The following is a 10385-nucleotide window of genomic DNA, read 5'->3' as shown; positions in this document are numbered from 1 at the left end:
ACCACCTGATCCCATCCCGAACTCAGTAGTGAAACGATGCATCGCCGATGGTAGTGTGGGGTTTCCCCATGTGAGAGTAGGTCATCGTCAAGATTAAATTCCAAAATCCCTGTCTGCTCACGCAGACGGGGATTTTGTTTTTATAGAAGTACCAAGTTTTCGCAGACACGTTAGTACTAACGGATCTGTCACAGAATTTCTTGACGACCATAGAGCATTGGAACCACCTGATCCCATCCCGAACTCAGAAGTGAAACGATGCATCGCCGATGGTAGTGTGGGGTTTCCCCATGTGAGAGTAGGTCATCGTCAAGATTGAATTCCGAAACCCCTGTCTGCTAACGCAGACAGGGGTTTTGTTTTTGCGCGACGTAAATTCCCAAACGTCCCAATAATTCCTCAGACCATTCCCACATCTACGACGGCGCGTTCGTCGGATCACACAAATAGCTTCCACAAACAGCTAATTTTTCAGCCGCTGATGCCGACAGCCTGTTGAGCAAGTCGGTTGGGCCTGATCGGCTGCCTGATCCCCAAGCATGCTTCAACCGGCATCCATCCTTTCGGCATAAGAAGTCCCATGCTATGAATCTTAAGTTCAGTCATAAAATTCTTCTGGCCGCTTCAGGCGTCGTCGTTTTAGCGTTTGCGTTGTTTGCCTTGTACAACGACTATCTGCAGCGCAACACCATCAGGCAAGACATCGACTCCTCAGTGGCGCAAGCCGGCAACCTGACCGCGAGCAGTATCCAGAACTGGTTGAGCGGTCGCATCCTGGTATTAGAGAGCCTTGCCCAAAACATTGCCCACCAAGGCGATCAAGCCGACCTCGCCGGGCTCATCGATCAGCCTGCACTGACTTCAAATTTCCAGTTCACTTATATCGGTCAGGCCAATGGCGTATTTACACAGCGCCCTGACGCCAAGATGCCAGACGGCTATGACCCGCGTGAACGGCCTTGGTACAAGCAAGGCGTCCTGGCAGACAAAACAATGCTTACGCCGCCCTACATGGCAGCTGTAGGCGGTCTAATCGTTACCATCGCCATGCCGGTCAAAAAGAACGGTGAGTTGTTGGGCGTTGTCGGTGGCGATTTAAGTCTGGACAGCCTGGTCAACATCATCAACTCCGTAGACTCCGGCGGTCTGGGCTACGCCTTCTTGGTGAGCGGTGATGGCCAGGTCATCGTCAGCCCCGAAAAGGACCAAGTGATGAAGAACCTGCGGGACATCTATCCCAGCAGTTCTCTAAAAATTGAAAAAGGCATTCAAGACGTGATGCTCAATGGTCAGGAGCGGATCATCTCGTTTACCCCGGTCACAGGTTTGCCTTCTGCAGACTGGTACATTGGTCAGTCACTGGATAAAGAAAAAGCCTACGCGTCACTCACCAAATTCCGGACTTCGGCAATCATCGCAACGGTGATTGCTGTGGCAGTGATTGCACTCCTGTTGAGTCTGCTGATTCGTGTACTGATGCGTCCGCTGACCACCATGGGCCGTGCCATGCAAGACATCGCGCAAGGTGAAGGCGACCTGACGCGGCGTTTGGCGATTGAACACAAAGACGAGTTTGGCGAACTGGCCGGCTCCTTCAACCAGTTCGTTGAGCGTATTCATGCGTCCATCTCCGAAGTGTCCTCGGTCACTCGCCAGGTCCATGATTTGTCCGAGCGTGTGATGAGCTCGTCCAACGCCTCCATCGTCGGTTCAGACGAGCAAAGCGCACGCACCAACAGCGTCGCCGCTGCCATCAATGAACTGGGCGCTGCAACCCAGGAGATCGCACGCAATGCCGCTGATGCCTCGCAGCATGCCAGCGGTGCGAGTGAGCAAGCGGATGATGGCCGCAAAGTGGTCGAGCAGACCATCCAGGCCATGACCGAACTCTCGCAAAAGATCAGCGTGTCCTGCGCGCAGATCGAAACCCTCAACGCCAGCACCGACAACATTGGTCACATACTCGATGTGATCAAAGGCATCTCCCAACAAACCAACTTGCTGGCCCTCAACGCGGCCATTGAGGCTGCGCGTGCGGGGGAGGCGGGGCGTGGGTTTGCCGTCGTGGCGGATGAGGTGCGCAACCTCGCTCATCGCACTCAGGAGTCGGCAGAAGAGATCCATAAAATGATCACCTCACTGCAAATCGGCTCTCGCGAGGCGGTAAGCACCATGAATGCCAGCCAGATTTCCAGCGAAGACAGCGTAGAAGTGGCCAACCAGGCCGGTGCCCGTTTGATCAGCGTGACTCAGCGCATCGAAGAAATTGACGGGATGAACCAATCGGTAGCCGCCGCCACGGAAGAGCAGACCTCAGTGGTCGAAAGCCTCAACCTGGATATCACCCACATCAACCTGCTCAATCAGCAAGGTGTGACGAACCTTAACGAAACCCTTAAAGATTGCGATGCGCTCTCGCAGCAAGCCAGCCGCCTCAAGCAACTGGTCGACAGCTTCAAAATCTGAGCCCCACCGCCCTCAATAAGTTATCCACAGCCCTGGCATTCAATGTGTCAGGGCTGTTTTGATTTCTGATCCTGGAGGTAGCGAATAATCGCATTGACACCGCGCTGCAAATGCTGCTCCAGTTCATTCACACACGCCTCTACATCCCTAGCCCGGGCATGACGCAGCAACGCCCGATGATCGTCCTGAGGCAATCTGCCCAAGCCCATCTGCTCGAGGTTAAAGCGCAAAAAGCGCTCCTCTTCCACAAGCCCCGTTTCGATCAGTGCCAACAGTTTCTTGTTAGGGGCTTTAGCGTAAAGCGCTTGGTGAAAAAGCCGATTGAGCGTGCCGATTTTTCCGAAATCCGTTTCGACCTCAAGCGCTTCAATGCAAGCCGACGCGGTCTTGAAATCCTCTTCGCCAAGTAATGGCAGTGACAAGCGCAAAGCCTGCGCTTCCAGTAAAAACCGCAGCGTGTAGGTTTCCAGCGAATCATCCTGAATCAAAGGCGCAACCACCGCGCCTTTGTATTGGACGACCTGCAGCAACCCCTGGGCTTCAAGTTGGCGCAGGGCTTCACGAACCGGCATGCGGCTCACACCAAACAAGGCGGCCAGGGCCTGCTGACGAATAGCCGTCCCGCAGGGCAAGCGCCCATCGAGAATGGCGTTGCGCAGCGACTCTTCAATCACTGATCGCGCCAGATGCGCTGGAATCGCCCCGTGTACTTCAATACTGCTTAATAAGTTCTTTTTGACGGTCACGTTGACGCTACCCGCTGTGGACATTCAGCACGTTTATTTGGATCCAATTTACGTTAGGCACTGACTCTATTTCTGTCAAACCTTGTAACGAATAGGCTTTGATAACGATGTGCCCACCGTAAGCGCGCTAGTCTAACGCGGCGGTAAGCCAAGAGATTACAAAGGCTTCCACTGTTTTTTTCTTGCGCTGTTCCGTGTGGACGGTTCCCCTTTTCCTGTGGTTTGTGCCCTACAATCGCGACAGTTAATACGGCTCCAGTCGTAGTCTTAATGCACATCAGGTGAAACATGGGCGTACTCAGTAATAGCGATGTCGACGAGCAACTGTTTCAACGCCCTGAACCGTCCCACAACGCACTGACTCGACTGTTTCTCCAGCCGTGGCTGTGGTGCATTTTGCTGGTGGCCACGGCCGTACGATTTTACGGCTCAACCAGCTCGTCCATCTGGTGTGACGAAGGCTCCAGCTTGATGCTGAGCAACTACTCGCTCAGCGGCATCTGGATTCATGCCGCACACGATGTTCATCCACCGCTGTATTTCATGCTTCTGCATGGCTGGATGGGCGTGTTCGGTGACAGCCTGGCCTCGATCCGTGCCCTGAGCGTTTTACCCGGGATCGCCACGGTGTTTCTCGGGATGTGGCTGGTGCGACTGGTCGCGACCCAAAGGGCTGCGTTGCTGGCAGGTATCCTGTTGGCGTTGTTGCCGACAGCCGTGCGCTACAGCCAGGAAGTGCGCATGTATTCGCTGCTGGGCATGTGGCTGATCGGTGCAACCATTGCCTTGGTCTATTGGGTCAAAAACCCCGATAAAACGCGCTATCTGGCCGTCTACGCGGCGCTGATGACCGCAGCGTTCTACACCCATTACTTCGCTGCTTTTTGCGTCATGGCGCACTGGCTGTACCTGCTGCTACTGAGCACTCGTCACAGTGCAGCGGGCAACGTGATCAAGCGGCCGGCCTGGTGGCTGGCCAACACCGGCATCGTCATCTTGTTCCTGCCCTGGCTGCCGGGCCTGGTAGATCTGCTGCAACACATGCACGAGCTAAAAGCCGGTGGCGATGTGGGCTGGGAACCGCCTGTCGATGCGCGCTCTTTACCGGCCATGGTCTGGCAGCTTCTGACACAAGACGAAGGCGATACCCTGCCTTGGCCGGTATTTTGGCTGGCCCCCTTGGCGCTGTTTGCAGGCGTGATCTGGATCGCCGTGCGCGATGCATCCCCTTATAAATTTCACGCGCTCATTGCGATCTACACCTTGCTGCCGATCCTGGCGATTTACGCCCTGTCGTTTATCTCGCCCATGTTCATCGAGCGCTACGTGAGTTTTGCCGCGCTGGGCTTGCCATTGCTCGTCGCCATCGCGGTCGACCGCCTGCTTGTGCACAAACGCGTTATAGCAATTGCAGTGCTTGTGCTGTTCATGGGCGTTGAAAGTGTGGGCCTGCGCAGCAACTTCAGCAGCGACGCCGACCACTTTGACCAACTGGCTGAGCACGTGAATCAGCAGTTCCTGCCGGGTGACCGAATCATCGTCAGCGATCTGTTCTGGTACTTCAGTTACGTTTACTACAACAAAACCCCAGCCCAACCCATGCTCTACACACCGCCCACGCCAGACGGTGTGTCCGGGCGGCCGACGGCCTATGGTTTCGGGACGCTGGTGAACGAGGACGGCGCCAAGATCTACGTCGACCATCTGGCCGACCTGCCCGCCACCCCAGGGCGCATCTGGCTGATCAGCAGCAGCGTGCAGCCGGACGACTTCGCGCCCATTCCGTCCGGGTGGCACAAAACCCAGGATCTGACCATCGATGACACCCAGGTTCGACTATATTTGAGCTGCGGCGCGGCTGATTGCGGCGCTGATCTGCTCACAAAACAGACAACAGGTCAGCAGAATTAATTCGTAACACTTGACTGTGATCATCTGGCCGAGCAGTATTAATAGTTAGCAAACTAACATTATGTGATGTCTCTTGCCTGACTCTCTAGATCAACTCCAAATGAGCATCAGCACCGGTATGGTGGTTGCGACCCGTCATTGGCGTCGCGTCTGCCAGACCACGCTGGTCAACTTCGGCATCTCCGAAGCCTGCGCCATGCCGCTGCTGATAATCGGCCGCTTGGGCGAGGGCGTGCGGCAAGTGACCGTGGCCCAGGCGGCGGGCATGGAAAGCCCGTCGCTGGTGCGTCTGCTCGATCAGATGTGCAAGGCCGGTTACGTGGTGCGCAACGAAGACGCCAGCGATCGCCGCGCCAAAACCCTGAGCCTTACGCCCGTCGGTCGAACCTTGGTGCAGTCCATTGAAGCCCAGTTGGTACAACTGCGGCGTGCAGCATTGGCCGATATTTCAGTCGCCGATCAAGAAGCTGCCTTGAGAGTCATCAAAGCCTTTGAAGCCGCAGGCCAACTGCCTGACGGAGCGGCGTCTTGAACGGCTTTTTCAGCAGCATGCCGCCCGCCCGTGACTGGTTCTACGGCGTGCGGACGTTTGCCGCCTCCATGATCGCGCTGTACATCGCCCTGCTCATGGAAATGCCCCGCCCCTATTGGGCGATGGCCACGGTTTACATCGTCTCCAGCCCCTTTGTCGGCCCCACCAGCTCCAAGGCGATCTACCGCGCCATTGGTACGCTGCTGGGGGCTTCGGCGGCGGTGTTCTTTGTCCCGCTGTTTGTCCAGACACCGTTTCTGCTGGTGCTGGTGATTGCGCTGTGGACGGGCATCCTGCTGTTCTTGTCATTGCACCTGCGCACCGCCAACAGCTACGTCTTCATGCTGGCGGGCTACACCATGCCGATGATCGCCTTGCCGATTGTGGATAACCCGCTCAACGTCTTTGACATCGCCGTCTCGCGTACCGAAGAGATCATGCTCGGCATCGTTTGTGCGGCCGTGGTGGGCAGCATGTTCTGGCCTCGACGCCTCACACCGGTGTTCATCGACTCATCGGCCAAGTGGTTCACCGATGCCGCCAATTACAGTCAGTACTTTTTGTCCCGCGAGGTTGACCCCGGCAAAGCCAGTGGCCTGCGCGCCTCAATGGTCTCGACCTTCAACACCCTGGAGCTGATGATCGGTCAGTTACCCCACGAAGGCGCGCACCCGCAAACGGTTCGCAACACCAAAGAACTGCGCGGGCGCATGATCCATCTGCTGCCCGTGGTGGATGCCCTCGACGACGCCCTTTACGCCCTGGAGCGCCGAACCCCGGAGCTGGTCGATAAAGTCACGCCGGTGTTGCAACACGCGCGCACCTGGCTTGAAACCACCAGCGAAGGCGCACCCGTCGAACAATGGCAAGCGCTGCGCAACGAGCTGCAGCACCTGCAACCCAGCGCCGAAGCCCTGGATGATCGCCGCCAGCTATTGCTCTCCAACGTGCTCTACCGCCTGGGGGAGTGGATCGACTTGTGGCAAGACTGCCGCAGCCTGCAACTGGCCATCTCCACCGGTGATCAAACCGTCTGGCGAGCGGTTTACCGGCACTGGCGGCTGGGTCGGCTGACACCGTTTCTGGACCGCGGCCTCATGCTCTATTCCGCGTTCTCCACTGTAACGGCGATCGTCGTCGCCTGCGTGCTATGGATTCTGCTCGGTTGGACAGACGGCGCCAGCGCAGTCATTTTGGCGGCCGTCGCCTGCAGCTTTTTCGCCGCCATGGATGACCCGGCCCCGCAGATTTACCGGTTCTTTTTCTGGACCTCGCTCTCAGTACTGTTCGCCAGCCTCTACCTGTTCGTCATCCTGCCCAACCTGCATGACTTCCCCATGCTGGTGCTGGCGTTTGCCGTGCCGTTTATTTGCGTCGGCACCCTGACCGTCCAGCCGCGCTTTTACCTGGGCACCTTGCTGACCATCGTCAACACCGCGTCCTTCATCAGCATTCAAGGTGCCTACGACGCTGACTTTCAGGTCTTCATGAACGCCAACCTGGCTGGCCCCATCGGGCTGCTGTTTGCCTTCATCTGGACCTTGATTGCGCGCCCCTTCGGCGCGGAACTTGCGGCTAAACGGCTGACCCGGTTCAGCTGGCGCGACATCGTGCGGTTGACCAAACCCGCAACCTTGGCCGAGCACCGGCAAATGGGCGCGCAAATGCTCGACCGCTTGATGCAGCACCTGCCGCGTCTGGCCATGACCGGGCAAGACACCGGCATTGCGCTGCGTGAACTGCGTGTGGCGCTCAACCTCCTCGACCTGCTGGCCTACGCCCCGCGCGTCACCGGCGGGCCGCAATTGCTGTTGCGCCAAGTGGTCAGCGACGTGGGGGATTATTTCCGCACCTGCCTGATGGCCGGTGAGCGTTTACCTATCCCCAGCGGTCTGCAAATGACCATGGATCGAACCCGGCGCGCGCTCAACGCCAATGCCCTGCAAGACGAAAGCGATGCACGGGTTCACCTGCTGCATGCCCTCAGCGGCTTGCGTCTGGCCCTGCTGCCGGGTGTGGAGTTCATTGTGGATAACGACGACCTGCAGCACCCACACGTGCAAGGCATTGACGGAGCGCCGCTATGATCGGAGATATCGATATCAGCGGGGTTTTCCTGCCTACGCTCCTGGTATTGATGGGCATCACCTACCTGCTGTTTTTAGCGGTTCACGCGGTTCTTACGCGTCTGCACTTTTACCGCCTGGTCTGGCACCGGGCTTTGTTCAACGTCGGTCTCTACGCTCTGCTACTCGGCGTTGTGGATTCGTTTAGTCGATATTTGATGACATGAAAAAACCTTTATTGACCTTGGGCCGCGTTGTTCTCACCTTGTTGGTGGTGGCGTTTGCCTGCGTCGTGGTCTGGCGCATGACCATGTACTACATGTTTGCTCCCTGGACGCGCGATGGCCACATCCGCGCAGACGTGGTGCAAATTTCCCCTGACGTGTCGGGCCTCATCAAGCAAGTCGATGTGCGCGACAACCAGCCCGTGACGCGCGACCAAGTGTTGTTCGTCATCGACCAGGACCGCTTCAAACTGGCTTTGCGTCAGGCGCAGGCGACCGTGGCTGACCGTAAAGAAACCCTGGCCCAGGCCCAGCGTGAAAACCGCCGCAACCGGGGGTTGGGCAACCTCGTTGCCCGTGAGCAACTGGAAGAAAGCCAGTCGCGAGAAATGCGCGCCCAGGCCGCGCTCACCGAGGCCGAAGTGGCCGTCGACAGCGCCCAGCTCAACCTCGACCGCACCGTGGTGCGCAGCCCGGTTGATGGCTACGTCAACGACCGCGCCCCTCGGGTTAACGAGTTCGTGACCGCCGGGCGGCCTGTGTTGTCGATTGTCGACAGCAGCTCCTTCCACATCGACGGCTATTTCGAAGAAACCAAACTCGATGGCATTCACGTGGGCCAAAGCGTTGATATCCGCGTGATCGGCGACGACGCCCGCTTGCGTGGCCATGTCGAAAGCATCGTGGCCGGCATCGAAGACCGCGACCGCACCAGCGGCCAGAACCTGCTGCCCAACGTGAACCCGGCCTTCAGTTGGGTACGGCTGGCGCAACGGATTCCGGTGCGCATCGTGTTTGATGATGTGCCCGCTGACTTCCGCATGATCGCGGGCCGCACGGCGACCGTTTCCATCATCCCGGACTCGCCCAAAGCCAAGCCGGCACAGGAGAAGGCGCAATGAAAGCGGTTCGCCTGGCAGCCGTAGGGCTGGGGTTGCTGCTGGCCGGCTGCCAGATGGTCGGGCCGGACTATCACCTGCCCAAAGACGCGGCCCAGCAGCGCCCAGACCTGCAAGGCACGTTGGCGGGCGAGGGCGATAACGTCGTCTCGGCGCCGGTGCCCACTGACTGGTGGAAGCTCTACCAAGACCCGACGCTGAATGAATTGGTGCGTCAGGCCATGGCCTCCAACACCAACCTGCGCGTAGCGGCGGCGAACCTTGCGCGGGCGCGTGCTCAGGTTGAACAGGCCGAGTCGGCGGGTGGCTGGAGTGGTTCGGTCAAAGCCGGGGCCCAGCGCCTGCAAGAGTCGGGCGAAGCCTTTTTGCTGGCGGATAAAGTCCCGGTGGCCAACGTCGGTGACCTGGGCATCAGCACCTCGTACCAGTTCGATTTGTGGGGCACGTTAAAGCGCGGCATTGAGGCAGCACAGGCCAACGCCGATGCCACCCAAGCCGCCGCCGACACTGCGCGAATCACCGTGGTCGCTGACGTGGTGCGTGCTTACGTGCAGGTCTGCGCCGCCAACGAAGAGCTGGGCATCGCCAAAGAGTCGTTAAAACTGCAAGCGCAAACCACCGCGCTCACCCAGCGCCTGCGCGATGCCGGGCGCGGTGATGAAACCCAGGTCACGCGTTCTGAAACCCAAGTCAAATCGTTGCGTGCTGAACTGCCGCGCTATGAGGCTCAACGTCAGGCCGGGCTGTTCCGTTTATCGATGCTGCTGGCCAAACCGCTGGACCAACTGCCTGCCCATCTCGCCACCTGCGATGAGCTGCCGCACATCGCGCAACTACTCCCGGTGGGTGACGGTGCCGCGCTGCTCAAGCGTCGCCCGGACGTGCGCCAGGCTGAGCGCCACTTGGCCGCCGCAACCGCCGAAATTGGCGTAGCCACCGGCTCGTTGTACCCGGACATCAGTATCGGTGCCTCCATCGGCACGGTCGGGATCGTCGACAACCTCGGCACCGCGCCCACCAACCGCTGGGGCTTTGGTCCGCTGCTGAGCTGGACCATCCCCACCAATGGCTCACGGGCGCGAATCCGCGAAGCCGAAGCCACCACCCAAGGCGCCTTGGCAAGCTTTGATGGCGTGGTGCTGAACGCGGTCCGCGAAACCCAAACTAGCCTTGTGCAATACACCGCTGCACTGCAACGCCGCGATGCCTTGGCCGAAGCGGATGCCTCGGCCAAAACAGCGGCCGACCAAACCCATCAGTTCTTTGCTGCCGGGCGTGAATCGTTCCTCGCAGACCTGCAAGCCACGCGCACCTACACCGATGTGCGGGCTCAGTTAGCGGCGGCCAACACCCAAGTCGCGATGAGCCAGATCGATCTGTTCCTGGCCCTGGGTGGCGGCTGGGAAAGTAGCCGTGCCCAAGCCCCGGTCGCGGCTAAACCCTGACAACACTGTCACGCAGTGCAGAGCGGCTGAGGATTATCATGTTGGCTTTAGGATGGGGCTTTTAATTACGTAGGAGAATTCTGCGTAGTCATCGGC

General features: G+C 58.6%; 8 protein-coding genes, 2 rRNA genes and 1 pseudogene. 10 read left to right on the top strand and 1 reads right to left on the bottom strand.

Features of this window, described 5'->3' with window-relative positions:
- The 4 genes and pseudogenes from rrf (TU84_RS02725) to TU84_RS26705 form a co-directional block, all read left to right on the top strand.
- Positions 1-93: ribosomal RNA gene (rrf, locus tag TU84_RS02725) — 5S ribosomal RNA — on the top strand; the annotation flags it as partial.
- A gap of 106 nt (positions 94-199) precedes the next feature.
- Positions 200-315 (top strand): 5S ribosomal RNA (gene rrf / locus TU84_RS02720).
- Between the two features lie 270 nt (positions 316-585).
- Positions 586-1611: pseudogene (locus TU84_RS26710) on the top strand (HAMP domain-containing protein); the annotation flags it as partial.
- A 69-nt stretch (positions 1612-1680) separates the two neighbouring features.
- Positions 1681-2466, top strand: coding sequence for a methyl-accepting chemotaxis protein (locus tag TU84_RS26705; protein ID WP_409348654.1), 786 nt, complete (start codon positions 1681-1683; stop codon positions 2464-2466).
- A gap of 47 nt (positions 2467-2513) precedes the next feature.
- Here the strand turns inward: TU84_RS26705 and TU84_RS02710 are convergent, their stop codons facing one another.
- Positions 2514-3212: a GntR family transcriptional regulator gene (locus TU84_RS02710; RefSeq protein ID WP_048366984.1), complete on the bottom strand. Its 699-nt coding sequence runs from the start codon at positions 3210-3212 to the stop codon at positions 2514-2516.
- A 288-nt stretch (positions 3213-3500) separates the two neighbouring features.
- Here TU84_RS02710 and TU84_RS02705 point away from each other — a divergent pair, with 288 nt between their 5' ends.
- The 6 genes from TU84_RS02705 (at position 3501) to TU84_RS02680 (ending at position 10289) form a co-directional block, all read left to right on the top strand.
- Positions 3501-5123, top strand: coding sequence for a glycosyltransferase family 39 protein (locus TU84_RS02705; protein ID WP_048366942.1), 1623 nt, complete (start codon positions 3501-3503; stop codon positions 5121-5123).
- A gap of 100 nt (positions 5124-5223) precedes the next feature.
- Positions 5224-5655, top strand: coding sequence for a MarR family winged helix-turn-helix transcriptional regulator (locus TU84_RS02700; protein WP_048366941.1), 432 nt, complete (start codon positions 5224-5226; stop codon positions 5653-5655).
- On the top strand, positions 5652-7742 hold the full coding sequence (locus TU84_RS02695; protein ID WP_048366940.1) for an FUSC family protein: 2091 nt from the start codon (positions 5652-5654) through the stop codon (positions 7740-7742). The genes TU84_RS02700 and TU84_RS02695 overlap by 4 nt, the downstream gene beginning before the upstream one ends.
- Positions 7739-7948, top strand: coding sequence for a DUF1656 domain-containing protein (locus TU84_RS02690; RefSeq protein ID WP_048366939.1), 210 nt, complete (start codon positions 7739-7741; stop codon positions 7946-7948). The genes TU84_RS02695 and TU84_RS02690 overlap by 4 nt, the downstream gene beginning before the upstream one ends.
- Complete coding sequence (locus TU84_RS02685) at positions 7945-8847, top strand: efflux RND transporter periplasmic adaptor subunit (protein WP_048366938.1); 903 nt, start codon at positions 7945-7947, stop codon at positions 8845-8847. Before TU84_RS02690 ends, TU84_RS02685 begins: the two co-directional genes overlap by 4 nt.
- Positions 8844-10289: an efflux transporter outer membrane subunit gene (locus tag TU84_RS02680; protein WP_048366937.1), complete on the top strand. Its 1446-nt coding sequence runs from the start codon at positions 8844-8846 to the stop codon at positions 10287-10289. The genes TU84_RS02685 and TU84_RS02680 overlap by 4 nt, the downstream gene beginning before the upstream one ends.
- The last annotated feature ends 96 nt before the right edge of the window (positions 10290-10385 follow it).

This window comes from Pseudomonas helleri (assembly GCF_001043025.1).
Lineage (GTDB): Bacteria > Pseudomonadota > Gammaproteobacteria > Pseudomonadales > Pseudomonadaceae > Aquipseudomonas > Aquipseudomonas helleri.
Note: the sequence above shows the minus strand (reverse complement) of the source record. Positions and strands in the feature narration are given on the sequence as shown.